Origin of the sequence: Stenotrophomonas sp. PvP093 (assembly GCF_017876915.1) — a bacterium.
Classification (GTDB): domain Bacteria; phylum Pseudomonadota; class Gammaproteobacteria; order Xanthomonadales; family Xanthomonadaceae; genus Stenotrophomonas; species Stenotrophomonas muris.
This window is the reverse complement of sequence record NZ_JAGIOX010000004.1, coordinates 1,063,402-1,088,961: the sequence shown is the minus strand read 5'-3', so window position 1 is coordinate 1,088,961 and position 25,560 is coordinate 1,063,402. Positions and strand designations below refer to the sequence as shown.

Below are 25,560 nucleotides of genomic sequence, written 5' to 3'. Positions count from 1 at the left end.
TTGATGGAATCAAAGGCCATTTTGATGTCTTGGCGCTTTCCCTTACCGTCTACCACCACCAACCGCGGTAACCCCAGACAGGACCGTAGTAGGGATATGGATAGACCACGCGCGCTTCCTTCGTTTCGGGCCACAGATAAATCACGCTGGCATTGACTCTGGGCAATGTGTAGTCGTACTCGCCGATCTTGGTCGTGGTAGTACCTTCGATCGTGCCCACGACGGTGACCTCGCGTCCCGGGGCGAACACGACTGGATCGTAGAAGTCCGCGTGACAGGCGACGAAGCGTCCGCCTGCCGCATCCGGTGTGCTGCGGTTCGGGCGAGCATGGCTGTCGAGAGGTCGAGAGATCAGTTGCACGCAGGTCGAGTCCGGTCCTGGCTTGGTTTCGACGATGCTGCCACCCCAGCGCACTTGCGCAACGGCCTGCGCGCCGGCCGCCACATCGTGCGGGCTAACTTGGGTGAATGTGCCTTGCAGCGGCTTGGGCGCGGTGGCACAGGCGGTAAGGGCGATGCAGGCAGCAAGGGAAAGCAGGATACGAATTTCCATGAAGCTCTCCGATGGAGCAAAGGACGAGAATTGCAGGGACGGCCGTGATGGGGCCAATAGGACCCGAAACTCGCGCAATTTCTTCCCAAGGGCGGTAAGGTGGGCGCCGCTACGGAGACGGCCAGAGGGAGGAGAATCCGCCCCGCAGCGGCACCCAGACAAGCATCAGCGGCAGGACACCACCTCACCCGAGGCGTTGGTGCAGCTGCCGGTGTGGGTGAGCGTGCCGTTGCTGACTTCGGTCGAACCGGAGTAGCTGTTGCCATTGCGACCAGTCATCTCAGTGCTGCGGCTGCCGGAATAGCTTCCATCGTCGGTCTTGGCGAAGTTGCTGCTGCGACTAGCACTGCCCCCATTGGCACCTTCGACCGAGGCGTTGTAGTTGTAGCCGGCATTGCCTGCGCCATCCCGGTAACCGTTGGCCGTGCGGCTCGCACGCCCGCCATTCGCCCCTTGGACGGAGGCGGTCGCGCTCCTCCCGGCGCTGCCATCGGCATTGCGATAGGCATTGGCCTGATAATGGGCGCTCCCGCCATAGATGGTGCCGGCGCTGCCGGAGCGACTGGCGCTGCGATTGCCGTTTCCGTCGGCGCTGAAGTTACGGGTACGAGCATAGACGGCCGAGGGGTGTGTTGGCGTCGAGACGATGACCGGCGCGGGTTTCCTCACAACGACGGCTGTGGCGGGCGGTGCTGGCACCGCGACTACGACTGGCGCCGGTTTCCGTACTACGACGGTCGCTGCCGGCGGCGCGGGCGGCGGGACTACGACAACCGCAGCGTGCGCGCTGCTGATGTCCGCGAAGGGGATGGCGACGGCGGCCAGGACGGCCAGTTTCGAAATGATTTTCAGTAAATACATGGTGGGACTCCTGTGCTATGGGATAGGGGAAATGGCGGCGCGGGGACGCCGCGCTTGAAGGTGCCGGCGGTGGGAATCGCACGCTCTGCCAAGGATGCTCACCGACCATGCGTCAACATCCGCATACACTTCCCACGCGCCGGCGTAAGTAGGAGTGGCCGGTCTTGCTCCGATCTACCGTCAGAATCGACGTGCCAGGAATGCAGACATGCTGCGCTGGGTCTCGTCCTCGACCAGCGGACTGGCGCGCGCTTCGGACTGCAGCCTCGCGATCCGCAGGCCCGCGCCGAGGATCCATTTGGGAGATACCGCGTAACTGATCCCCGCCTGCATCGCGATTTCCTGAAGGCCACCGGAAGGCTCGTATTGCGCGAGTTCGGTACTGCCAAGCGGGACACCGAAGTAGGTCCGCATGTTTTCGTCATCTGCCCAGGTCGCCGACGGTCCGAAGGTGATACGCAGCCTGGGATTCAGGGTAATAACGCGCTCCAGACGGAGCGTCGCGATCATTCCTTGTTCGCTGTCGCCCAGCGCCTTGGCTCCGGTCAGCGTGGCCGATACCTGCTCATAGTTCCATTGCGCGAACACCAATGCGGCGCTGCCTCGCTCGATGTCTTCCACACCCGCTTCTCGCTGGCGATTGTCGGCTTCGCGAGGCTCGTTGGCTTGGGTGGAAAATCCTGCGCCGAAACGCCAGCCGCCATCGGTTTTCCATGCTGCGCCGGCTTGAAGTGGCGATCCGCCAAACGGGTTTCCCACGTAGAACGCACTTCCCGAGAAGCGCAGGCTCAGGACAGGAAGAGGAATGGTTCGCTGGTCATCGCTTCCCGGCGCATCCGGGATTGACGCCGCGCCCAGGCCGATCAGACCATGCATCTTGTGATCGTGGTCCGACGACCATGCATCTTGCGCACGCGCGTTGATCGGCTTGGCTGAAAGGAAGAGAGATGCGAGCGCAAGCACCGCACCCGTGAACTGCTTTGGCATCGGGCGATTCCTCGCGAAGGAAGAGAGCCCCGTTCACCGGCCCGGGAGAGACCGGGAGATGGGTGTGCCGGTGAACGGGGAGGAAACTGGCTATGCGAGGCTTAGTTGCCCCTGCCGGCCGCGGCCGCTTGCTGGGCGAATGCGCGGAGCTGATCCAGGGTCACGTAACCGTTTCCGGCGGCGTCGATCTTGGAGAAGTTCTTGGCGATCCGAGGCATGCCCCTCTCGGCCTCGGCTTGGGTCAGCTTGCCGTCCTGATCGGTGTCGGCCTGCTTGAACCGCGCTTCCAGCTGCTCGGCGGCCTTGGCACGATCAGCGCCGCCGAACTGCGGCGCGGCCAGGGCCAATCCAGGCAGCACCAGCAAGGAAGTCAGAATGAGGGATCGCATTTGGCAGTACTCCTATTGGGTTGATGGAATCAGGCGGAGTAGATCCGGCCTGATGAATCCATGCTAGGAAGTGCTGCTGCGAGAGGTGTTGCGCTCGGTAAGGCAGATGTTTCATTTCCTTACAGAGGTTTGGCGCGTACAGATGACCTTCAGTTCGGCGATGCCTGAACGGGCAGCACGATGGTCGCATGCAGGCCGCCTTCAGGCGGACTTTCCAGGCGCAGATCCCCGCCATGAATCCTTGCCAGGCGGTCCACGATCGCCAGACCCAGACCCGTGCCTCCGTTGTTCGAGCGTGCATCGTCGGCACGCGTGAATGGCCGCGTCAGGTACTCCACCTGGTCCGGCGGAATGCCGGGGCCAGCGTCACGAACACGGATGCTCACACATCCATCGCCGACCTGCGTGTCTACGGCCAGCCCTGTCTTGCCGTAGCGCACGGCATTTTCCATCAGGTTGGCGATGGCACGTTGCAATGCCAGCGGCCGCAAGCACATCGTAGGAAGGGCAGGGTCCAGATTCAGAGCGAAAGTGTCCCCACGCTCGCCGAATTCCGCGGCAAGCTGCTGTACGAGGATGTTGACGTCGAGTATGGACGGTGCCTCGTCACCCTCGGTTCGGCCGAAGTCCAGGAACTGGCCGAGGATTGCATCGATCTGCTGGATGTAGCCGCTGGCGGTGTGCTCGTCCAGCTGGTCCATGGCCAGCAACAGGCGCAGCTTGGTCAACGGCGTTCGGATGTCGTGCGAGATGCCGGCCAACATCAGCGTACGCATGCCTTCGTTGCGTTCCAGGTTCTCGGCCATGCGATTGAACTGCCTCGTGACCGCTGCCAGTTCGCTGGGTCCGTCTTCGGGCAGTCTACCGGGCGCCCGGCCGCTACCCAGGGCATGGGTTGCGCGTTGCAGCTGCCGTAGCGGGCGATTGATTCTTCGCTGGATGAGCCAGGCAGCCAGCAACATCAGGCCGACGATCAGCCCCGAAGTGGCCACGGCGACGGTCATGGCCCGGTCGCGCAGCTGCACATGAAGCGGTAACGATAGCCAGTAGGCCTGATCACCCACCTGCATCCGTACATGGGCAGCGCCCAGGTGCGTGATCGCCGGCCGGCTGCCTGGCGGCAGTTGTCTCTCCAGGCGCCGGGCAAAATCGGTCAGCCAAATGCCGCCGCTCTCCTCCCCGTGAGAAGCATTCCCCTCAATGGCGGGGCTGATCTTCATGGCGCCTTCGGCGTTGATCCGCCGGATCACGTCGTCGCGCTCGCCAGGAGGCAGTGCCGCGAGGATGACGCGTTGGGTGTTGATCTGCGAGGCGACAAGCGTCGCCAGCCCTTCGCTGCGGGGCTTCTGCAGGAGTTGGTAGAAGGTCGCGAACACCGAGAACTCCAGCGCCAGCGCCAGAACCATCAGCAGCAGAAAATTACGCGCCAGTAGCGACCTGGGCCAGGGCAGTTTCATTCGGAGGCCTGGGCAACGAACATGTAGCCTACGCCCCATACCGTGCGGATGTAGCGTGGTGATGACGGGTCGTCCTCGATCTTGCGTCGTAGACGCAGGACCTGCACATCCAGGCTGCGATCGAGCGAGTCGTACTCGCGCCCCTTCAGCTTCTCCAGCAGATGCTCGCGGCTCAAGGGGCGCCCGGCATTGGTCGCCATAATGCGCAAGAGCTGAAATTCCGAACTGGAGAGCGCCAGTACCTCACCATGGCGTGTCACCTCCATCCGAGTCAGATTGAGAATGAAGGGCCCGAAGTGGATGACGTTGCCACCGGCCCAGCGGCCATCGCAGTTCACCATGGACTGCCGGCGCAGGATCGAATGCAGCCGTGCAATCAGCTCGCGCGGGTCGAAAGGTTTCGCCAGATAGTCGTCAGCGCCCATTTCAAGGCCCAGGATCCTGTCCACCGCCGCCCCGCGTGCGGTCAGCATCAGGATGGGAACGGTGCTTCCCTCCGCGCGCAGGCGACGGCAAATCGACAAGCCGTCCTCGCCAGGCATCATCAGGTCCAGGATCAGTACGTCGAAGGGTTCACGCCGTAGTCGTTCGTCGAGTCGGTCGGCGGAAGCCAGAATCTGTACGTCGAAGCGATGCTCGCCCAGATAGCGGCGCAGCATGTCGCGCAATTCCAGGTCATCGTCGACGACCAGTATTCGGTGCGGTGCATCTTCCACGGAGTCTGCCATTCACGAAGGGTTAGACAAATTCTTCGCGCAAGAGGCGTTGCCTTGCAACCGCAACCGCACCGTCAGGGCATGATGAATCTCGGAAATAGCCCTTTTGTTTCAGCCACTTGTCCATGACGGTCGACCAAGGCTGTAACCGAATGTAACAACATGTGCGCAGTTTGAAGCCGATTGGGCAGGCGGCGTTCGTACCATGCCGCCCCGACGAGGAAGGTTCGTAACGGCCCCGCATCGATCCATGCCGATCGGGGCTCGGCCCTTCCTTCTCTCCCTTCCTTGCTTCCGTGTGGCCTATTCCAGTGAAAGTCCGACGTTGGCGCCCTGTGGCGCTGCTTACCCTTTTGCTCGTTGTGATCGTTCTCGTAGCCAGCTTACTAGTTAGGGAGGGTCTGAACAACGCACTCTGACACTTGGATTTCAGCGTCAGAGCGCCGGACCAGCGTCGATTTGATCAATTTCCCGCCCTTTCAGGCGGTTTCTGGCGGGTTTTCCCGCCTTACAGGCGCACCACCCCCATCGCCGGCAACAGGCGCCGGCGCGCCATCCACAGGTTCGACAGCGCGAACAGCGTCAGCACCTGCGCCGCGTTCTTCGCCAGGCCGCGGTAGCGCACCTTCGTGTAGCCGAACTGGCGCTTGATCACCCGGAACGGATGCTCGACCTTCGCGCGCAGGCTCGCCTTGTACCGCTCCCAGCGCTCGGTGTAACGCCGCTCGCGCGGGTTCTTCATCGCCCGCAACTTCGACGGCTTCTCCGCGATCAGGAAGCCGGCCTCCACATCCTTCAACTCTTCACGCTTGTCGGCACCGGTATAGCCGCTGTCGCCACAGATCGTGTCTTCCCGGCCGTGCAGCAGCCTGTGTACCCGGGTCACGTCGGCCACGTTCGCCGCCGTGCACTCGACGTGGTGCACCAGGCCGGATTCATCATCGACGCCGATGTGCGCCTTCATGCCGAAGTGCCACTGGTTGCCCTTCTTCGTCTGGCACATTTCCGGATCGCGCTTGCCTTCGGCGTTCTTCGTCGAGCTCGGCGCGGCGATGATCGTCGCGTCCACGATCGTGCCCGCGTGCAGGCTCAGGCCCTTGCGCGCCAGATGCGCATTCACCCGCTCGAAGATCCGCCCGGCCAGGCCGTGGGTTTCCAGCAACCGGCGGAAGTGGAGGATCGTGGTCTCGTCGGGAATCGCGTCCACGCCGCCCAACCGCGCGAACCGGCGCATCACCGGCGTGTCGTACAAGGCCTCTTCCATCGCCGGGTCGCTGAGCGCGTACCACTGCTGCAGGAAATGGATGCGCAGCATCGTCGCCAGCGGGTACGGCTGGCGGCCGGGACGGCCCAGCTTCGGGTAGTGCGGCTCGATCAGCGCCAGCAGCGCCTGCCACGGCACCACCTGCTCCATCTCGGCCAGGAAGATCTCCCGCCGCGTGCGCTTGCGCTGGCCCAGGGTCTCGGCATCACCGAACGTCAGCTGCATCGATCGTCACCCCAATCTGGTGCGCTATTGTCGCCTGCAGCAGCGGAGTTGTTCAGACCTTCCTTAGACATCGTCAAGCAGGCCAAGGCGACGAGAATGTATCGCGGGTCGTGCGGACCACAGCGATCGCCGTACGCGACGTGCCTGTATTTCTGAACGCGGTCGGTACCGTCACGCCATCGACCACGGTCATCGTGCGTGCCCAAGTACAAGGCACGTTGGCCTCGATCAACTTCAGGGAAGGACAAGTGGTCGCCCGCGGCGATCTGCTGGCTACGATCGATGATCGTGCGTTGCGGGCGCAGTTGCAGACGGCGGAAGGCGCGCTGCTGCGAGATCGCGCACAACTCGCCAACGCGCGCCGCGACCTGGATCGCACGCGGGCGCTGGTCGACATTGGCTCCGCCTCGCGCCAGCAGCTCGACACGCAAGAGACTGCGGTCCAGCAGGCCGAGGGCATAGTCAAGGCGGACTCGGGCTCGGTGGACAACCTGCGCGTACAGCTGAGCTATACCCGGATCACCGCGCCCATCGACGGTGTGGTGGGCCTGCGGGCGGTGGATCTTGGCAATCTTGTGCAATCCGGTGATGCCAACGGCGTTGCCACGCTGACGAGCGTATCGCCGACGACGGTGAAGTTCGCGCTATCGATCGACCAGATGTCCCGTGTACTCAACGCACGGCGACAAGGTCCTGTACGGGTTGATGCGTTGGGCCGGGACGGCGGCGACGTGCTTGCCGAGGGCAGCCTGGAGGCCATCGACAACCGCGTGGACGCCGCAACAGGAACGGTGATGTTGCGCGCCCAGTTCAACGATGCCGCGCACCGATTGTTTCCCAACCAATTCGTCAGCGCGCGGGTCCATCTGCAGACACTGGAAAACGCCATGGTCGTGCCGCTTTCGGCGATCCGGTACGGCAACCAGGGTGCCTATGTCTTCATGATCAAAGACGACAAGGCGCATCTGCAGAACGTAACGATGGGGCCGACCCTGGACAGCCAAAGCGTGGTGGTCGCCGACGCGCTCAAGCCCGGCATGCAGATCGCAGTCGACGGCATCGACGCGCTGGAGGACGGTGTTGCGGTGCGCGTGGTCGCGCCGGCGCAAGCCGGGCGTTGAACCTACGCCATGAATCTCTCCAGCACCTTCATCCGCCGGCCGGTGGCCACCGCACTGCTGATGGTCGGCGTACTGCTTGCCGGTCTTATCGGCTATCGCAGCTTGCCGATCTCGGCACTGCCAGAAGTCGACTATCCCACCCTGCAGGTCTACACCGAGTATCCCGGCGCTGGACCCGACGTAACCGCGAACACCCTTACCGCACCGCTCGAGCGCCAGCTGGGACAGATCGCGGGACTGGAGCGTATGCGGTCGAGCAGTGCCAATGGTGCCTCGGTCATTACGCTGCAATTCGGCCTGTCCACCTCGCTGGAGGAAGTGGAGCAGGAAGTGCAGGCCGCGATCAACGCGGCGCGGGCACGCCTGCCCGACGACCTGCCTTATCCCCCGGTCTACAGCAAGGTCAACCCAGCCGACACGGCGGTGCTGACGCTCGCCATGACGTCCGACGTGCTGCCGCTGACGCAGGTGCAGGCGTTGGCCGAGACGCGCATCTCGCAGAAGATCTCGCAGATGTCCGGTGTCGGGCTGGTAACGGTCAGCGGCGGCCACCGTCCCGCAGTCCGCGTTACGGTCGATACACGCCAGCTCGCCAGCCACGGGCTGACGCTGGCAGACGTCGAGGCGGCCCTGACCGCCGCCAACGTCAACCTTCCCAAGGGCACCATAGACGGTCCGACGGTCGCCTACGCGATCGGCGCCAACGACCAGTTGGTCGAACCGGAAGAATATGCATCGTTGGTGCTGGCCTGGCACGATGGTGCGCCGCTGTATCTGCGCGAAGTGGCGCAGATCGCCACCGGAGCGGAAGACACGCGACAGGCGGCCTACGCGAACGACACGCCGGCGATCCTGATCAGCATCCAGCGCCAACCCGGTGCCAACGTGATCAGGACCGTCGACGGCATTCGCGCCGCGCTGCCGAGCCTGTCGGCCGCCCTGCCCAGCTCGGTCCGTCTGCAGATACTGAGCGACCGAACCGAGACGATCCGCGCATCGGTTCACGACGTGCAGGTCGAACTGCTGATTGCGATCGTGCTGGTGGTAGCGGTGATCTGGGTATTCCTGCGCAACTGGCCAGCGACGATCATCCCGGGCATCACCGTCCCATTGTCCCTGCTTGGCACGGTGGCGATCATCTATGGGCTGGGGTTCAGCCTCAACAATCTGACCCTGATGGCGTTGACCGTGGCCACTGGCTTCCTGGTCGACGATGCCATCGTGATGATCGAAAACATCAGCCGGCACATGGCGATGGGCAAGTCGCGCATGCAGGCCGCTTTGGAAGGTGCCGGACAGGTCGGCTTCACCATCGTATCGCTGTCGGCAGCCTTGATCGCGGTAATGATCCCGCTGTTGTTCATGGGCGACGTGGTTGGCCGCCTGTTCCGCGAGTTTGCAGTGACCCTCTCGGTGGCCATCGTGGTGTCGGCAGGCGTGACCCTGACGCTGGTACCGATGCTGTGCGCGCGCGTGCTCAAGCCGGAGGCCGAGCACGACGAGGCAGGGTTCTTCGTGCGCCTGGAGCGTGGCTATGCACGATTGCTGGATCGCCTGATGCAGCGCCGTGCGGCGGTCATGCTTGCCGTGGCCGGCGCGACGGTGCTGACCCTGGCGCTGTTGTGGGCGCTGCCGAAGGGCCTGTTCCCGGTGCAGGACACCAGCATGCTGCAGGGCGCGCTGCAAGTCGATGCGCACAGTGCGTTCTCGCGCATCCAAGAGCGCGAGCAGGCCGCAGCGCGGCTGGTGGCTGCCGATTCGGCCGTGGAGAACATCTCCATCAGCGCCGGCGTGAGCCAGACCAACACCGCGCTCGGGACCGTGCCAATGCTCGTGCGCCTGAAGGCGGGAAAGGACACCAGCGCCACAGTCATCAAACGCCTCGCCGACAAGGCGCAGCGCGCCGGTATGGTGCTGCACCTGCGCCCGGTCCAAGACCTGACACTCGATACCCAGTCCTCGTCCATGCCCTATGCGGCAGGCCTAGAGTCCACCGATCGTGGCCTGCTGGCCGAGTGGACGTCGAAGCTGATGGCCGCCATGCGAGCCGATCCAGCGTTCTCTGCGGTGGACAGCCAGGCAGCCCGCCGGGGCCTGCAGGCACGTTTGGACGTGGATCGGGTCGCGGCTTCGCGCCTGGGCGTGAACATGCGCAGTATCGATGACACACTGTACGCAGCGTTTGGTCAGAATCAGGTCTCGACCATCTATACCGACCTGAGCCAGTACCACGTCGTACTGGCCGCCAAGGGCGGCCTGCAGGACATACGGGACGTGCTGCAGCGCATCCACGTACCCGGCACCAATGGCACCCCTGTCTTGCTGGCCGCGCTGGCCACGATCGACGCGGGGGACGCGCCGGTATCATTCGAGCGTCAGGGGCAGTTCCCTTACGCCGATATCGGTTTCGATCTGGCCGATGGCGTCACCCTCGGCGACGCGGTGAAGCGGCTGGACTCCATTGCCAAGGACATCGGCCTGCCGGCTGCGGTCACGCTGCATCTGGAAGGCGCGGCCGGCAGCCTGGGCGGCGCCATGTCCGGCCAAGCCATTCTGATGCTGGCGGCGGTGCTGGTGGTGTATCTGGTGCTGGGCATGCTCTATGAGAGCTTCATCCACCCGTTGACGATCCTGTCCACCTTGCCCTCGGCAGTGTTGGGTGCGCTGGCGGCGCTGATGTTGAGCGGCAGCCAGTTCGACGTGATCGGAACCATCGGCGTGGTGCTGCTGGTCGGCATGGTCATGAAGAACGCGATCATGATGATCGATTTCGCGCTGGAGCTGGAGCGTGACCACAGCCTGGACGGTACCGAGGCGATCAAGCGCGCCTGCGAGCAGCGCTTCCGGCCGATCCTGATGACCACGCTGGCCGCATTGCTGGGCGCCGTTCCGCTGGCGTTCGGCAGCGGCATGGGCGCGGAGCTGCGCCACCCGCTGGGCCTGGCCATCATCGGTGGGCTGATCGTGAGCCAGTTGCTGACACTGTTCTCCACGCCGGTGATCTACCTGTTGCTGCGTCCGGCCGAGCAGGCCCTGGCCAAGCGGATCTAAGCCATGGCGATCGATCTGTCCGGTCCGTTCGTGCGTCGGCCGGTGGCCACCACTCTGATCGCCGTCGGCATCATGCTGCTGGGCCTGCTGGCCTTTCGCATGCTGCCGGTGGCTTCGCTGCCGCAGGTGGAATTCCCCACCATCGCCGTTACCGCCAACCTTCCCGGTGCCGATCCGGATACCGTCGCCAGTTCGTTGGCCACGCCACTGGAGCGCCAGTTCAGCGCCATCGCCGGGATCACCGACATGACGTCGGTCAGCTATAGCGGCTCGGTGCGCATCGTGATCCAGTTCGACCTGGCCCGCGACGTGGACGGCGCCGCACGCGACGTGCAGGCCGCCATCAACGCCGCGATGAGCCGCCTGCCCAGCGACATGGACGGCGTGCCGACCTATCGCAAGGTCAACCCCGCCGAAGCGCCAATCATGGCGCTGGCGCTGACCTCGCAGACCGATGACAGTGCCGCGCTGTACGACGCAGCATCCACGTTGCTGCAGCAGAAGCTGCTTCAGACCGAAGGCGTGGGCGATGTGCAGGTCGGTGGCGGCGCGCTGCCGGCCGTGCGTGTGGAGCTGGACGGGCAGCGGCTGAGCCAGTACGGGATCGGTCTGGACCAGATCCGGCAGTTGCTGAACGGTGCCAATGCGCGTCGCGCCAAGGGATCGGTGCAGGTCGGCGACGCCGAATACGCGCTGGCCGCCAACGACGATCTGCTGCAGGCGGCCGCCTACCGGGACCTGGTGGTGCGCGACAACGCCGGCGCGGTGGTCCGGCTGTCCGACCTGGGCTCGGTCACCGATTCGACGCAGAACGTCCGCAGCTTCGGCTTGATGAACGGGCGGCCGGGCGTGGCACTGATCATCAGCAAGCGCCCCGGCGCCAACGTGGTCGAGACCGTGGACCGGGTCCGCGCGCAGCTGCCGGAATTGCAGGCCGCCGTGCCCGCCACCATGAAGCTGGACGTGATGCTGGACCGGACCCAGACCATCCGCGCCTCGCTGCACGAGGTGGAGCTGACGCTGGTGGTGTCGATCCTGCTGGTGATCGCGGTGACAGCGGTCTTCTTCCGCGACTGGCGCGCCACCCTGGTGCCGGCGGTCGCGGTGCCGCTGTCGCTGCTGGGTACCTTCGCAGTGATGTGGGCGCTGGGCTACAGCATGAACATCCTCTCGCTGATGGCGCTGATCGTCGCGGCCGGATTCGTTGTGGACGACGCCATCGTGGTGGTGGAGAACATCATGCGCCACCAGCAGATGGGCAAGAGCCGCGTGCAGGCGGCGCTGGACGGCGCGCGCGAGGTTGGTTTCACCGTGTTCTCAATCAGCGTCTCGCTGGTGGCGGTGTTCATTCCGCTGCTGCTGATGTCTGGCCTGGTCGGACGCCTCTTCCGCGAGTTCTCGGTCACGCTTGCGGCCGCGGTGCTGGTATCGATGGTCATCTCGCTCACCGTCACCCCGATGATGAGCCGCATGCTGTTGCGTCCGGCGGACGACGCGCGGCACCCCGATGGGCAGGGCGCTTCCCCCGATGGCTTCTATGGACGCACACTGCGCTGGACGCTGCAGCGCCCGCGGCTGATGGCCTGGGCTACCGCTGCGGTCGTCGGCCTGGGACTGGTCGTGTTCGCGGTCATGCCCAAGGGCTTCTTCCCGCAGCAGGACACGGGCTTGCTGCTGGGCCAGGTCTATGGGCCGCAGAACATCTCCTTCGGGCAGATGCGCGATCGCTTCAGCGAAGTGGTACGCATGTTGCGCGGCAATCCGTCCGTCGACCAGGTGATCGGCGTCCTCGGGGCTACCGGCAGCAGCGCCTCCAACGCCGGCGCGCTCTACGTCACGCTCAAGCCGCTGCACGATCCGCGCCAGGACAGCGCGGATGTGGTCATCGACCAGTTGCGCAAGACCTTCGCCAATGAGGCCGGCGTGCAAGTGACGCTGCAGGCCGTGCAGGACATCGGCGTCGGCGGGCGGCAGTCGGCCGGGCAATATCAGTTCACCTTGTCGGCCGACAACCGCGCGGCCCTGGATGTGGCCGCTGCGCGGGTCGAACAGGCCATGCGCAAGGTTTCGTTGATCACCGACGTCAGCTCCGACCTGATGGACGGCAGCGTCGAGGCGCAGATCGAGATCGACCGGCCCGCTGCCGCGCGGCTCGGCGTATCGGCGCAGGCCATCGATCAGGCGCTCTACGATAGCTTCGGCCAGCGCCTAGTTTCCACGATCTACCGGGAAATGAACCAGTACCACGTGGTCATGGGGCTGGACCCGTCGCAGGCTGGCAACCCCGCGACGCTGGACCAGATCTACGTCACGCCTGGTCACGGCAGCGAGCTGGTGCCACTGTCGGCAATAGCGCGCTGGAGCGTGCAGAAGACCAGCCTGTCACAGTCCCACCAAGGCCAATTCCCCGCCGTCACGCTGTCCTACAACCTCAGTCCCGGCGCTTCGCTGGAACCGGCGCAACGCGCGATACGGCAGGCGGTCGATGCGCTGCACCTGGACCCAGGCATCGCCGCGGCGCCTGCAGGCAATGCCAAGGCCTTCGCCGACACGGTCAAGACGATGCCGTTGCTGATTGTCACCGCGCTGCTGGCCGTATACATCGTGCTGGGCATGCTCTACGAGAGCCTGCGTCATCCGCTGACCATCCTCTCCACCTTGCCCTCTGCCGGCATCGGTGCGCTGATCGCGCTGGCGGCGGGGGGCTTCGAGTTCAGCATCATCGCGCTGATCGGCGTGATCCTGCTGATCGGCATCGTCAAGAAGAACGCGATCTTGATGATCGATTTCGCATTGCAGGTCGAGCGCGCCGAGGGACTGTCTCCGCAGGAGGCGATCCTGCGTGCCAGTCTGGTGCGGCTCCGCCCCATCATGATGACCACGCTTGCGGCAATCCTGGGAGCAGTCCCCCTGGTCATCGGTTCCGGCTACGGCTCCGAGTTCCGGCAACCACTGGGCGTGGCGATCATCGGCGGGCTGATGCTCAGCCAGGTGCTGACGCTCTATTCGACACCGGCGATCTATGTGCTCATGGATCGATTCGGCACCCTCCACCGCAGGACCCCACCATGACACGCATTTCCCGATCTCGCAGGCGCCTGCTCGCCAGCGCGCTACTGCCTCTGGCGCTGGCGGCCTGCACCGTGGGCCACGACTATGTCCGGCCCGACCTGCCCGTCCCCGAACGGTTCGAGGAGGGCGGCATGGTGTGGACGCGTGCCGACCCGGAACCGACTGAATGGTACGGCGAGGCCTGGTGGCAGGCCTGGCACGATCCCGACCTCAATGAGCTGCAAGAGCGCGCGCAACAGGCCAACCTGTCCATTGCGGCAGCGGACGCCGCGTGGCGCCAGGCTCAGGCGGCAATCGGCGAGGTCCGTGCGGCCGGGAGGCCGCAGGTCAGCATGGGCGTTTCGCAAAGCCGCAGCGAGAACACGGCGGCTGCGCAGGGGCTGGGCGAGGGACAGGTGCGCCAGCAAGCTACTGCACAGGGTACCGTGAGCTGGGAGCTGGACCTGTGGGGAGCCGTGCGCAGGCGCGCCGAAGCCCAAAGTGCGCAGGCCGAGGCCTCGGCGCAGGATCTGCATGCGCAACGGCTGAGCATCGCCGCGACCGTGGCCAGCACCTATCTGTCGTTGCGCCAGACCGAAGTGCAGATGGCGCTACTGGAGAATCAGGTCGATGCCAACGGCCGACTGCTGGAGATGACCGAACGGGCGAATGAGCTTGGCACCGCCTCGCCCAACGACGTGGTGGAGACGCGCAACGCACTGGACAGCAGCATCATGGGACTGGAAGCGGCCTCGGCCACGCGCGCCCGGTGCCTGCATGCGCTGGCCGCGCTCACCGGGCAGGCACCGTCATCGTTCGTGCTGGCTCCCAGGCCCGAATACGGGTTCGAGGCACCGGCGCCCCCGGCGGTGATGCCGGCCGAACTGCTGCGGCGCCGCCCCGACGTGATGGCGGCCGAGGCACGGGTCAAGGCTGCCAATGCGCAGGTGGGAGCCGCGCAGGCCGCGTATTTCCCGAGCCTGGGGTTGTCGGCCAACGGTGGCTATGTCGGCGGCAGCGTCGACGATCTGCTCGATGCGCCGCTGCGAACCTGGTCGCTCGGCGCGCAACTGCTGGGCACGGTGTTCGACGGTGGTGCGCGTCGATCGCAAACGGCGCAGGCGCGCGCCGGCTACGAGGCTACCGTTGCCCAGTACCGTCAGAGCGTGCTGGGCGCACTACAGGAAACCGAGGATGCGCTGTCGGACTATGGTTATCAGCAACGCCAGGCCGCATACGCGGCGCGTGCGACCTTCGACCGCCAGGAAGTCTGGCAGCGCAAGCAACGCGAGCAGATGCTGGGCACGGCGAGCGAGCGCGACGTGCTGGTGGAGACGTTGAGCATGCTCGATGCGCAACAGACCGCGCTGAGCGCGCAAGGCGCATTGGCCCAGGATGCGGTGGCGCTTTTCAAGGCGGTTGGTGGCGGCTGGCAGGAGTAGCAAAGTAGTCGAGGGATTTTCCAGCAACGCCCGCCGATCGGCATCTTCGGCGACCTGGACTCGACGGTTCGAGTGCTAAACCAGCAACCCATCCATCGGGCGCACCTTGCCGCTATCCGGGAACACCGCCGTGTCCAGTGTTCTCATGTCCAGCCGCAGGTGCCCGGCAAGCACGCCCTTGAACAAGGCCCTCATGTCCGTCGTCACGCGCACGTCCCGACCTTCGTTGAGATCGCCCGGAGCCAGTCCAGGCCACTGCCCGGCAATATGCCCCCCGCGAACCGCCCCGCCGGCCAGCAAGGCCAGCCCTCCCGTTCCATGGTCGGTCCCCCCGGTGCCGTTGACTTTGGCGGTCCGGCCAAACTCGCTCACCACGACCACCACCGTGCGGTCCCAGATCGGCTGCGCGGCCTCGTGGAAGGCCCGCAGTCCCACGTCGAGCTCGGACAGCTTGTTCTTCAGGATCGCGGCTTCGTTGGCGTGGGTGTCCCAGCCGGAATCCTCCACGAACCCGATTCGCGGTCCGTCGGCCTTGGCCATGAAGCGCCCCGCCGCCGTGGTGGCGGCCACCATGCGCGCTGCGCGGCCGCCCACGCCGGCGACTGTTCCCTGGGTGGCCATTGCCCGGGAAAAACTGGCGGATAGCGCCGCGTCATGCGAATAGAGGGGCTCGAGCCGCTGCAACAGGATCGGATTGACGTCCTCCGGCAGGGGCGGCGACCAGGTCGCGGCGTCCCCCGGGCCACGCATGATCAGCGGCATCACGCTGCCGATGGCCAATGCCTCGCCATCGGCCATTGCGCCGGCACAGCGGTTGAGCCAGCCGGTCCCGGCGCCACTGGGGCGACCGGTGCCATTCTCCAGGCAGTTCTGGGCGTCGAAATGCGAACGCTCCTGATACGGAGGGGCCACCGCCACCACCGGCAGCAGCTGCTTGCGCCGATAAAGATCGTGCGCGAAGGACAGCGACGGATGCAGCGCGAAGCTGCCATCCAGCGCCGGTGCATCGTCGGGAACCAGGCTGCCGCGCAGGCTGCGGTATTGGGGATCGTCGCGGGGAATCAGCGTATGCAGTCCATCCAGTCCTCCGCGCAAAAGCACGACCAGCAGCCGGGTATCGCCCGCTGTCCGGGCCTGGCCCTGCCACGGCCACAGGGTCAACGTGGTCACCGCGCCGGCAGCGCCCAGGAACATGCGTCGGGTCAGCGTCATGGTCAGATCCTCCACTGGAAGGCGGGGCTGGCGAACAGGAGGGCGAGGCCGTCACGCGGCGACTCGGCCCGGCGCAGGGCGGACCGCGTTTCTTCGTCCAGCGTGTCGGCGAAGATGGCGCGGGCGGTACCTTCCGGATCGAGCCGATCCTCCGGTACGGCCTCGGCCAGCGCCTGCGCACTCTGGATCCGCTTCCAGAGCGCATCCGGACCGCTCCACTGTGCGGCCTCGTCGGCGAAGCCGGCGGGCGAGCGCGGGGTGAACGGCGGTTGTCCCATCCTGTCCAGCAAGGTGTACAGGGCCTGCGGGCGGGAGCTGTCCAGCACGCCGCCGGCGCGCACAGCCGACAGCAGATAGTCGTCGGGCGTCTTGAACTTGCGTGCCGACTCGCCCCAGGCGGCCGGATGGCGGATCAACGCGGCATATACCTGCGCCAGGTCGCCGCCGGAAGCGAGCCAGGTTCTTGCCATCGCCTCCACCAGCGCCTGCGGCGGCTCGTCGCTGACCAGGTGGCGGGCGATCTTCCACGACACGTGCCGTGCGGTGGCGGGATGGACCGCAAGATCGGCCAGGACGGCCTGGCCCTGCGCCAGTCCGTCCTCGGCGTAGCGCTTGCCCATCACCACGCGCGATCCGCCTTCATGGGCGTTGGCGCGGAACATGAAGGCACGCACCGGCGCGCCGCGCTCGAAGTCCTGCGGCGCCGGCACGCTCCATCCGGTGATGGCCTTGGCCAGCTCGGTCACGTCCGCCTGCGAATACCCGCCTTGCACCCCCAGCGTGTGCAGTTCGAGGATCTCGCGGGCCAGGTTCTCGTTGAGCCCGAGTTCCCGCTCCGGATTCCGCCGATGTGCGCGGACTGCCAGTTTCGAGTCCGCCCCGGCCGATCGCGTGTTGTCCAGGAATCGCAGCATCGCCGGATGGGTTTCCACCGCCAGCAGCATGTCGGCGAATCGCCCCAGCACGTGCGGGCGGATCGCTTCGCGCTCCATCGGCGCGGCATAGGGCGCCGCCACGCGCTTGTCCACGGACACGGCGAAATGGTTCGACCAGAACCGCACCATGCGCTCCCTGAAGCTGGTCGGGCTGGCCACGGCAACCTGGTGGCGCAGCAGCAGTTCATGCAATTGCGCCTGCCGCTGGCGCCTGGCCAGCGGCATCGCGCCCCCGGCCGGGCCGCGTTGCCTGGATTCGCGCCGGGTTTGCCGCAGGGCAATGTCCTGGCGCAGATATTCCAGGCTGCCGGGCAATTCGGCCAACGCCGGCTCCGAAGCCGGCATTCGCAACTGCGCCAGGAGCCATTCCTGCGGGTCGGTGATCGAATCGATCTCACCGGGCCGGGCGCCCAGGCCAAAACGATTGGCCGCGCTGACAGCGTGCTGACGGTTCATGCGTGACGACCTTCAGTGCTCATGTGATGAGACATCGTTCGAGGTGGCGTCCGACAAGCGGGTCCGGGACGCACGTTCAACGGCAACGGTCGAACCGATCCGGCGATGCCCCCGGCCCGCCGCGCCAGCCCGGCGGGTTTTCCCAGTTGGTGCCCCGGCCACCGGCCGGACCTGGCGGGTTGTTGTCGATATCCATCCAGCAGCGGCGGCCCTGGTTCCACAAGCCGTATCGCGGATGCCAATAGCCCCAGCGCGGGCTGTAGTAATAACCGCCGCTGACGAGCTTGAACTCGTAACGCACGCCGTCGCGCCGGTAGAAACGCTGGTTGGGCGAAGCGCCCGGACCGCCACGCCAGCCCGGCGGGTTTTCCCAGTTGGTGCCGGGGCCGCCGGCGGGGCCGGGCGGATTGTTGTCCCAATCCCGGTGCTGGGCGGCAGCACAGCCGGTAACGGCCAGTGTGGAGAGCAGCATCGGGGCGATCCAGCGAATGGCAGTGTGCATTGCATGCTCCTTCTTGCTCGATGTGGAAGACACGCCAGGGACAACGCCTTGCTGGATGCCGCGCTGACGTGTCAAGTGATCACATTTGGGTAACAGCCAGCTACGTGATCGCCCCAGTCAGACGACCGGGGCGCCGCGCGTCTGGCTATCAAGGCCGCTTGATGCCATAGCCATGGGCCTGGCCTTTGCCTCGTACGGCGGCCTTGCCCTTGACGGAACCATCTCCGATGGCCACGCCCCGTCCGGCCACCGAACCGGTGCCCGATTTGCGGTGGATCCGGCCATCTTCGCCCCGGTAATACACCGTCCCCGTTCCGCTGGCCTGACCTTTGCCGATGGCCGCCCCTGTTCCCGTGGCCGTGCCGCTTCCGATGGCACCGCTGACAGGGGTGTTCCCATGCGTGGGCCGGACGGCGCCATCCCCTTCGACCCGCCCATGGCCGGCGACCAGTGCCTTTCCGTCCACCTCGCCTGCGCCCACCGCGACGCCACGGCCATCCACGGTTCCGGTACCCGATTTGCGATGGATAAGTCCATCTTCGCCGCGGTAGTAGACCGTGCCGGTCCCGCTGGCCTCCCCTTGGCCGACAGCGAGGCCTTGTCCATTCGCCGAGCCTTGGCCTGCCGCCATCCCGTTGCCGCTGACGCCGGTATCCTGGGCGGCCCACGCCGGTGGAACGGCCAAAACCAGCATCAGGATCACCGTATTCTGCTTCTTCATCGTCGTATCTCCATGACTGTCCCGGATCGGACACCGCCAGTCTCGAGAGCGATATCGGAAGGAATCCGGAAAGCCGGCTGGATGCGCTGCGGCTGGTTGGTTTAGGTTTAGCCGGCACCGCAGAGGCACCCCATGCAGCAGAGCCCCCGCATCCTGGTCGTCGACGACGAACCCAACCTGCGCCGCGCCGTGGAAGTCGCACTGCGCTTGCGCGGGTTCGAGGTCGACACGGCCGCCAACGGTCGGGAGGCGTTGGCGCGCATCGCACAGCGCCGCCCGGACGCCATCGTGCTGGACCTGGCCATGCCCGACATCGATGGCCTGGCGCTTCTCCCGCTCATCCGCAAACGCACACAGGTGCCGGTCCTGATGCTCACGGCAAGCACCGAACTGGGGGACAAGATCGTGGCGCTGGAGGGCGGGGCCGACGATTACCTCACCAAGCCCTTTGCCATGGACGAACTCAAGGCGCGGCTGGTGGCGCACCTTCGGCGCGGAGCGGGATCGAGCGACCTGCTGGCGTATGCGGATCTGCGTGTCGATCCACTCAGGCGCCGCGCATGGAAGTCGGATTCGCCATTGGCCCTGTCCGCGCGTGAGTTCGATCTGCTGGTCGGCCTGATGCGCGAGCAGGGGCGGGTCTTCCGCAAGAGCCAGTTGCTGGAGTCGGTCTGGGGAGTGGACGCCGAAGTCGGTACGGAAACGGTGGATCGATTCGTGTCCTTGCTGCGTGCGAAGCTGGAGGCCGATGGAAGCCCGCGTCTGGTCCAGACCGTGCGCGGCGTGGGCTACACACTGCGCATCGAGGAGAAAATCGGATGAAGCGCTCCACGCGAACGGCTTGGATTTCGGCCGCGGTGTGCTGCGTGCTGGCGTTGGCGATCCTGCTGATGGCCTTGCTGGTCTATCCGCGCGTGGGTCCGGGCGTGCTGAAGCGCTATTGGGCAGTGTCGGCCATCAGCCTGGTGCTGTCGGCGCTGGTCGGATACCTGATCGCGCAACTGGCCCAGGCCACGGTCGCACGCGACGCCCAGGCAAAGGAGTCAAGGTTGCGAAGCCATCTGGCCGAGGCCGGGCACGAGTTGCGAACGCCATTGGCGGTGATGTCCGCCTCGCTCGACAACCTGCGGCACGCCATCCGCCCTGGCGATACCAGCGCCTATACCCAGCTCGATGGCCTGCAGCAGGAGGTCAAAAGGATGAGCGCCCTGGTCGCCGACGTGTTGCTGCTGGCCCGGCTGGATGTCATGCGTCGCCCATCGAACGAATGGATCGCGCTCGTGCCGACGCTGGAAGAACTCGCGGCCGAGGTCAGGCAACTGGAACCGGATCGCGTGATCGCCGTACAGGCGGCTCCCGGACTTCGTGTTTGCATGGACCCGACCATGCTGCGCGAGATCATCCGCAACCTGCTGGACAATGCGCGCAAGTACGCTCCCGGATCGCCCATCGACCTGCGGGCGACCGCAGACAACGGCATGGTCCTGATCCAGGTCGGCGACCACGGCCCCGGCATGGACGAGGAAGACCGCATCCTGGCCTTCGAGCGCCACTACCGCGGCAGTACGTCGGTCGGGAAACCGGGCAGCGGGCTCGGGCTGGCCATCGTCCAGGCGGCGGTGTCGAAGCACGGCGGCTCGGTTGATCTGGACAGCCAGCCGGGCCGAGGCACTTACGTCCGTGTTCGCGTCCCCATGAATCAATGAAATTCATCCTGCAGGCTTGTCCGCCCACCCTTCATAACTCCAATGACAGATTCAACTCGAAAGCCGGGCGCAGCTAGGACGGAAGCGCAATGGTTCAGGGTCACGCCGCGGCACTATTTACGCCAGCCTGTGACCCAATTACCTACCTGATGCGAGTACCGTCGATCGCCAGAAGGTCTGGCAGGGCAAGGAGCGCGGACAGGTATTGGGAATAGTGAGCGAACGAGACCCGCCGATAGAGAAGTCGAGCATACCGCGCTCACAGGTGCATTGGCCGCAGGATGCGGTGGCGCTTTTCAAGGCGGTTGGTGGGGCTTTGCTTATGAGCAACAGTTCTATCCGATGCCAGGCCAGCGCTGAGGCCCAAACTCCCAGGACACCCCGCCACCGCGCACCGTCGCGGCGAGTTGCTGCCCCAGCCGCTGTTCGATCACCGGCCGCCACGGTACCAGGCTGAACCCCATGCCATCATCGAGCATCGCGTAGCGACCGCTGGCGAGCATGACCGAGCGACGGTAGATGCCGGCCACGCGCTGACCGTCGGCGATGGGCCTATGCTCCAGTCCGGTGTCGGCGGCAATGTCTTTCGTGGCTTGCGCCAATTCCCGATTGCGCAGCGTAGCCAACAGATTCCGGGTGAGGATCACGCGCTGGCCGCGCTTCTCGGCCAGCCCCCGTTCGGCCAGGAAGTCGGCACGCTGCTGCATCGCCTGCTTGGCCTCGCCACCAAAGCCCAGGTCGCCCAAGCCTCGGCCGCCGTTAATCAACTGCTGATCCAGCCAAGTGGCGCCGATGACGCGGGCCTGCCGCTCGATGGGTAGGTGCGATTTCAGCTCCACCGCCACACCGCCCAGGCGCTGCGCGTCGTAGCGGCGGCCACGCTCGGCCAGGTCGTCCGGCACCTTCCATAGCCCGTCGGCCACGCGCTCCACGATGCCGGCCCGGCGCAGGGCTTCCAGTCGGCGGACATGGGCCGCAACGACTTCCTGCGGGTCACGACCGGGCTTGGCTCGGCCTTGCTCAATCGCCAGGTGATGATCGGTGCGATACAGCCCATCGCTCGCCAGCGCGGCGATGTTCCTGTCGGCGGCGCGCACGTCGGCCGATCCCTTCACCTCCACCACGGCGCCGGTCGGATAGTTCGCCAGCTCGTCGCGGGCGTTCAGCGCGACGTAGTGGGCCTTGCCGTCCACGCCGTCGATGACCAGATAGCCGCGGTCGTGCAGTTCGTCGGCCAGCCCCTTGGCTGCTACGCGGCCGAAGATGGTGCGGCCGTCATCGCCCGGCTCGAACACCGCCAGCTCGCGCGGCTGTCCGCTCATGGCGCGCTGCATCGTGCGGATGATGTCGCCACGCTCGCCCAGGGCGCGCAAGGTCTTCTCGGCATCGGTATGGATGGCCCAGGAGCCCGGCTGCGCCTCGTCGGCCAAGCCCAGGCGCTGCAAGCGCTGCAGGCGGCCGATCAGCAGCAGGCGCTGGCGCTGCAAGCGGGGTTCGTTGAGCCGTTCGACATGCACCAGGCCATCGTCGCTGGCCTCGCGCTTCAAGGTGCGATCCAGGCTCGTCCACCGCTCCTGTTCCACCTCGCGCCCCAAGGTCTGCTGGATCTCCAGCTCGGTGCGCGGCCCCAGCCATTCGGTCGCCAGCTCGGCGGCGCGGTGGCGGAAGCCATCGGCGATGTAGTCGCCCGCGATGATGAGGTCTTTGCCGGTGTCGTCGCGCCCGCGCACGATCAGGTGGGTGTGCGGGTTGTCGGTGTTCCAGTGATCGACCGCCACCCAATCCAGCCGCGTGCCCAGGTCGGCTTCCATGCGATCCACCAGATGCCGGGTGTAGGTGCGCAGGTCGTCCAGTTCGGCCCCGTCCTCCGGCGAGACGATGAAGCGGAAATGGTGGCGGTCATCGGCGCAGCGTTCCTTGAAGGCATCGAGGTCAGCTTCGTCGGCCTGTGGCCCGTAGGCCCGGCCCGGTTCGCCATCGCGACCCGCGCCGTCGCGCTCGATGTAGCGCAGGTGCTTGGCGAGCGACTGTGGGCTGGCCCGTTGGTGATTGACCAGCAAGGTTTTGATGGTCACGCGCCGCGACATGGGCGTCAGCTTCGCGCCGGCGAAGCGCGCCGCCGTATGGCCGCGCCCCAGGCGTGAGCCGGGACGCTGGCCGGTGGCAGCCGCCCCAGGACGGCGCACCGCCGACTTGCCGCTGCTGGCTTTTCCGGCCTGCTTGAGCACCTTGGAAACGAAGCTCTGCCCCTGGCCCTTACCCCGGTTCTTCGGGGCGCTGGGGCGCACGCGGAAATCGTCGTCGCGGCGGTCGGTCATGGCCGTTCTCCCTGCAAGCTCTGGCGTGTCCGGTCGTGCGAAGCACGCGGACATGCCCGCATTGGCGCGACCTTCGCGCCGAACGCGGCACGGCGGCGAAGCCGCTCCGTGCCGCGCCACCCCCATGTGCAGACTGGCTTTCGACGCGGCCCGGTGCCACGTCCTTTTGTCTTGCCTTCCGCCTTTGCCCCTCGCTGTCGCTCCGGGCGTCGGCGGCCCGGCGGCGCTGCGCTGCTTGCAGCCAGCCCGCCGGCGAACGCGCCAATGGCCGCAGGCCGGGCGCGTTCGAGGCAAGACGCCTGCACGCTGGACGGCTGCGCCGGATGTTGCGCGAAGCGCGGCGCGAATGCGCCCGCGCTGCACGCGCGACGACACGGCGGCGGCAGCCGGAACGGCATGCCCGATGGCACGATGAGAGGCACGGCAACGTGCAGTGAATCGGCGGCCATCATGGGCGTGTCTTCAGCCAGACCGGGTGCGCGACGCCGATCACGGCGGATGCGCTGACCGGGCCGAAATAGCGGCTGTCGAACGACGCCGGATTGGTCACGCTCAACAGGAACAGCTCGCCCGGTTCGAGGCGGCGGCAAAGCTGCAAGGATGGCAGCGGCCGGCCCAGCCGGTCGGCAGGCAGCGCAGCGGCCGCAGGCACGCCGTCGATGCGTAGCTGCCCGGCGACGATGCAAACGTGTTGCGGCGCGACTGCGCCCACACGTTTGAGCAGCGGAACGCGGGTCGGCAGGTAGCCGCGCTGCGCAGCCAGCATGGCGGCCCTGTCGGGCAGCGGCACCAGCACGATGCTGTCCACGGACAACGGACGTGGCAGCGAGGCGGTGCGCGGGTCGAACGGTTCGATGCGATACCAGCCGATCGCCACGCTGTCGGACGGGTTGTAGGTCAGACGCGGCAGCGGCGACACGAAAGCCGCCCAGGCCAGCGCAGCGAGGCCGACGGCAGCGAAGCCCGCCAGCACGATGCGAACGCGCAGGCGCGAGCGAGGATGCGGCGCGACTTCGTGCGTGCATGTGGTGTTGGATTGGGTCGTCATGGCAGCGCCTTTCCGGCCAGCCAGGCGGCGTGCCGCTCGGCGGTGTATTCGGGCAGCGCCAGGCGGGCCGCCAGGCGGTTGCCCAGCGTGCGCCAGTACGCGGGCGACACGTCGATGGCGGCGATGCCTTGCCCTTCGATGCCGTCGATGCGTTCCAGCACGGCACGCACCGCGTTTTCGCCTTCGGCGTGCAGCAGCAGGCGTGCGCCTGGCCGCACGCCAGGGATACGCTGCATGTCGTCCAGCGGCGTGGCGGCTTGCATCACCATGAGCTGCCAGCGGATCGTGCCGTAGTCGTTGGCTTGCCAGCGGATACGGCAGAACACCATGCGCGGCAGGAACACCGCACAGCGCCGCCAGCGGTCGAGCCGCAGCGTGCGCGCAGGTTCGCCGAAGCGCAGATAGAGCTTGAAGCGCGGCTCGATGTAGGCGAGCGATACGCGGGTCATCGGCACGTTGCCGGGTCGGCCGGCGAGTGTTGGAAGCGAATACGGCGGCGTAGCCGTGGCCGCGTTCGCGGCGGTCGCGGCGGTCGCGAGGGATGCGTTCATGGCGTGCTCTCCATGCGGTTCTCGGGAAACTCCCGTTCCAGCAGACCGCGCAGCAGTTCGGCTACGGTCACGCCCTGGCCGAAGGCGGCGATCTTGATGCGTGCGCGCAGCGCGGGCGTCACGTCGAGCGTGAGGCGTGCGGTGTAGAGGTCGCCTTTGTTGAGTGCATCGGCATCGCCCTGGCGAATCCACGCCTCGGCGTGCGGATTCGCGGGCGGACGTGCGCCGATGCCGACGCGCTTGCTGCGCGGGCCGCTCATGTCGGCCACCGCAGCAGTTCATCGGTGAGCGCGGCGATCTCGCGTGCGGCGGCGCTGTCGGGCGCGATTTCGCGGGCGAGCCGGCCAGCGGCCACGCTGTCGGCGAAGACGATGCGCTGGCGCACTTCGCTGCGCAGTGCCGGCAGCGGCTGTTCGGCCAACGATTGCCGTGCTTCCCTGCCGATGATGGTGGTACTGACACGCCGGTTGATGACAAAGGCCGCGCGCAGCGCAGGCCGGAACACCTGTGCCTCGCGGATCAGCGCCACCATCTCGGCGCTGGCCCAAAGGTCATACGGGCTGGGCTGCACGGGAATCAGCACGCGCTCGGCCGCCAGCAGCGCGGAACGCGCCAGGGCGGCGATGCGCGGCGGGCCGTCGATGATGATGTGATCGGCGCGGCGGGCCAGCTCCGGCGCTTCCTGATGCAGCGTTTCGCGGGCGAGGCCCACGGCGCTGAACAGCCGTGGCAAGCCCTGCTGGCTTCTGCGCTGCGTCCAGTCCAGCGACGAACCCTGCGGGTCGGCGTCCAGCAGGATGACGTGCAGACCGCGCATCGCCAGCTCGCCGGCGATGTGGGTGGCGAGTGTGGTCTTGCCGACGCCGCCTTTTTGATTGAGAAACGCGAAGATCATGGCGCGGCCCTCCCTGCTGGAAAGCCGGCCTGGCCGTGCCGTTTTGCGGTTGTCCACCGAAACGGCGCGCTTCTACTAAAAGTTAGAGATTTATAGTTA

22 protein-coding genes are annotated in these 25,560 nt (G+C 66.2%); 6 read left to right on the top strand and 16 right to left on the bottom strand.

What is annotated here, in order from left to right; all coding sequences use genetic code 11:
* Nucleotides 1–49: 49 nt before the first annotated feature.
* From J3A72_RS07590 to J3A72_RS07560, 7 genes are all read right to left on the bottom strand, one after another.
* Nucleotides 50–553, bottom strand: coding sequence for a Slp family lipoprotein (locus tag J3A72_RS07590; protein WP_019184026.1), 504 nt, complete (start codon nt 551–553; stop codon nt 50–52).
* A 165-nt stretch (nt 554–718) separates the two neighbouring features.
* Entirely contained in the window at nt 719–1,414 is a 696-nt protein-coding gene (locus J3A72_RS07585) for a hypothetical protein (RefSeq protein ID WP_099589019.1), read from the bottom strand.
* A 180-nt stretch (nt 1,415–1,594) separates the two neighbouring features.
* Nucleotides 1,595–2,401 (bottom strand): MipA/OmpV family protein, encoded by an 807-nt coding sequence (locus tag J3A72_RS07580; RefSeq protein WP_209572000.1) that lies wholly within the window; start codon nt 2,399–2,401, stop codon nt 1,595–1,597.
* Nucleotides 2,402–2,502: 101 nt separating this feature from the next.
* Nucleotides 2,503–2,790: an EF-hand domain-containing protein gene (locus tag J3A72_RS07575; RefSeq protein ID WP_034010244.1), complete on the bottom strand. Its 288-nt coding sequence runs from the start codon at nt 2,788–2,790 to the stop codon at nt 2,503–2,505.
* A gap of 149 nt (nt 2,791–2,939) precedes the next feature.
* Complete coding sequence (locus J3A72_RS07570) at nt 2,940–4,247, bottom strand: ATP-binding protein (RefSeq protein WP_019184023.1); 1,308 nt, start codon at nt 4,245–4,247, stop codon at nt 2,940–2,942.
* Nucleotides 4,244–4,963 (bottom strand): response regulator, encoded by a 720-nt coding sequence (locus tag J3A72_RS07565; protein WP_014646135.1) that lies wholly within the window; start codon nt 4,961–4,963, stop codon nt 4,244–4,246. The genes J3A72_RS07570 and J3A72_RS07565 overlap by 4 nt, the downstream gene beginning before the upstream one ends.
* Nucleotides 4,964–5,471: 508 nt before the next feature.
* Nucleotides 5,472–6,452, bottom strand: coding sequence for an IS5 family transposase (locus J3A72_RS07560; RefSeq protein ID WP_075076136.1), 981 nt, complete (start codon nt 6,450–6,452; stop codon nt 5,472–5,474).
* Between the two features lie 110 nt (nt 6,453–6,562).
* On the opposite strand from J3A72_RS07560, the gene J3A72_RS07555 reads away from it, so the two are divergent.
* Genes J3A72_RS07555 through J3A72_RS07540 form a run of 4 tightly spaced genes read left to right on the top strand, consistent with a single transcriptional unit; the run spans nt 6,563 to nt 15,117 of the window.
* Nucleotides 6,563–7,573: an efflux RND transporter periplasmic adaptor subunit gene (locus J3A72_RS07555; protein ID WP_014646134.1), complete on the top strand. Its 1,011-nt coding sequence runs from the start codon at nt 6,563–6,565 to the stop codon at nt 7,571–7,573.
* Between the two features lie 9 nt (nt 7,574–7,582).
* Complete coding sequence (locus J3A72_RS07550) at nt 7,583–10,624, top strand: efflux RND transporter permease subunit (protein ID WP_014646133.1); 3,042 nt, start codon at nt 7,583–7,585, stop codon at nt 10,622–10,624.
* A 3-nt stretch (nt 10,625–10,627) separates the two neighbouring features.
* The gene (locus J3A72_RS07545) at nt 10,628–13,696 is read left to right on the top strand and encodes an efflux RND transporter permease subunit (protein WP_209571998.1); all 3,069 of its coding nucleotides are present in this window, start codon (nt 10,628–10,630) and stop codon (nt 13,694–13,696) included.
* On the top strand, nt 13,693–15,117 hold the full coding sequence (locus J3A72_RS07540) for an efflux transporter outer membrane subunit (RefSeq protein ID WP_034010241.1): 1,425 nt from the start codon (nt 13,693–13,695) through the stop codon (nt 15,115–15,117). The genes J3A72_RS07545 and J3A72_RS07540 overlap by 4 nt, the downstream gene beginning before the upstream one ends.
* Nucleotides 15,118–15,192: 75 nt before the next feature.
* On the opposite strand, the gene J3A72_RS07535 is transcribed toward J3A72_RS07540, so the two are convergent.
* The 4 genes from J3A72_RS07535 to J3A72_RS07520 all read right to left on the bottom strand — a co-directional run bounded on the left by J3A72_RS07535 (nt 15,193) and on the right by J3A72_RS07520 (nt 18,943).
* Nucleotides 15,193–16,329 carry a DUF1501 domain-containing protein gene (locus tag J3A72_RS07535; RefSeq protein ID WP_014646130.1) on the bottom strand — a complete coding sequence of 379 codons (1,137 nt, stop codon included), beginning with the start codon at nt 16,327–16,329 and terminating at the stop codon, nt 15,193–15,195.
* 2 nt (nt 16,330–16,331) lie between these two features.
* Complete coding sequence (locus J3A72_RS07530) at nt 16,332–17,720, bottom strand: DUF1800 domain-containing protein (RefSeq protein ID WP_014646129.1); 1,389 nt, start codon at nt 17,718–17,720, stop codon at nt 16,332–16,334.
* Nucleotides 17,721–17,796: 76 nt separating this feature from the next.
* Nucleotides 17,797–18,222, bottom strand: a complete 426-nt coding sequence (locus J3A72_RS07525) for a hypothetical protein (RefSeq protein ID WP_014646128.1) — start codon at nt 18,220–18,222, stop codon at nt 17,797–17,799.
* A gap of 148 nt (nt 18,223–18,370) precedes the next feature.
* A complete protein-coding gene (locus J3A72_RS07520) occupies nt 18,371–18,943 on the bottom strand; it encodes a PE-PGRS family protein (protein ID WP_014646127.1) in 573 nt (190 codons plus the stop codon).
* Nucleotides 18,944–19,075: 132 nt separating this feature from the next.
* Between J3A72_RS07520 and J3A72_RS07515 the strand changes: the two genes are divergently transcribed.
* A complete protein-coding gene (locus J3A72_RS07515; protein WP_014646126.1) occupies nt 19,076–19,765 on the top strand; it encodes a response regulator transcription factor in 690 nt (229 codons plus the stop codon).
* Nucleotides 19,762–20,649, top strand: coding sequence for a HAMP domain-containing sensor histidine kinase (locus tag J3A72_RS07510; RefSeq protein WP_014646125.1), 888 nt, complete (start codon nt 19,762–19,764; stop codon nt 20,647–20,649). Before J3A72_RS07515 ends, J3A72_RS07510 begins: the two co-directional genes overlap by 4 nt.
* 335 nt (nt 20,650–20,984) lie before the next feature.
* On the opposite strand, the gene J3A72_RS07505 is transcribed toward J3A72_RS07510, so the two are convergent.
* The 5 genes from J3A72_RS07505 to parA all read right to left on the bottom strand — a co-directional run bounded on the left by J3A72_RS07505 (nt 20,985) and on the right by parA (nt 25,461).
* Nucleotides 20,985–22,967 carry a relaxase/mobilization nuclease and DUF3363 domain-containing protein gene (locus tag J3A72_RS07505; protein WP_014646124.1) on the bottom strand — a complete coding sequence of 661 codons (1,983 nt, stop codon included), beginning with the start codon at nt 22,965–22,967 and terminating at the stop codon, nt 20,985–20,987.
* A gap of 448 nt (nt 22,968–23,415) precedes the next feature.
* Entirely contained in the window at nt 23,416–24,015 is a 600-nt protein-coding gene (locus J3A72_RS07500; RefSeq protein ID WP_014646123.1) for a S26 family signal peptidase, read from the bottom strand.
* On the bottom strand, nt 24,012–24,566 hold the full coding sequence (locus J3A72_RS07495) for a DUF2840 domain-containing protein (protein WP_209571996.1): 555 nt from the start codon (nt 24,564–24,566) through the stop codon (nt 24,012–24,014). Before J3A72_RS07495 ends, J3A72_RS07500 begins: the two co-directional genes overlap by 4 nt.
* Nucleotides 24,563–24,826 carry a hypothetical protein gene (locus J3A72_RS07490; RefSeq protein ID WP_014646121.1) on the bottom strand — a complete coding sequence of 88 codons (264 nt, stop codon included), beginning with the start codon at nt 24,824–24,826 and terminating at the stop codon, nt 24,563–24,565. Before J3A72_RS07490 ends, J3A72_RS07495 begins: the two co-directional genes overlap by 4 nt.
* On the bottom strand, nt 24,823–25,461 hold the full coding sequence (parA, locus tag J3A72_RS07485; RefSeq protein ID WP_014646120.1) for a ParA family partition ATPase: 639 nt from the start codon (nt 25,459–25,461) through the stop codon (nt 24,823–24,825). Before parA ends, J3A72_RS07490 begins: the two co-directional genes overlap by 4 nt.
* Between the last annotated feature and the right edge of the window lie 99 nt (nt 25,462–25,560).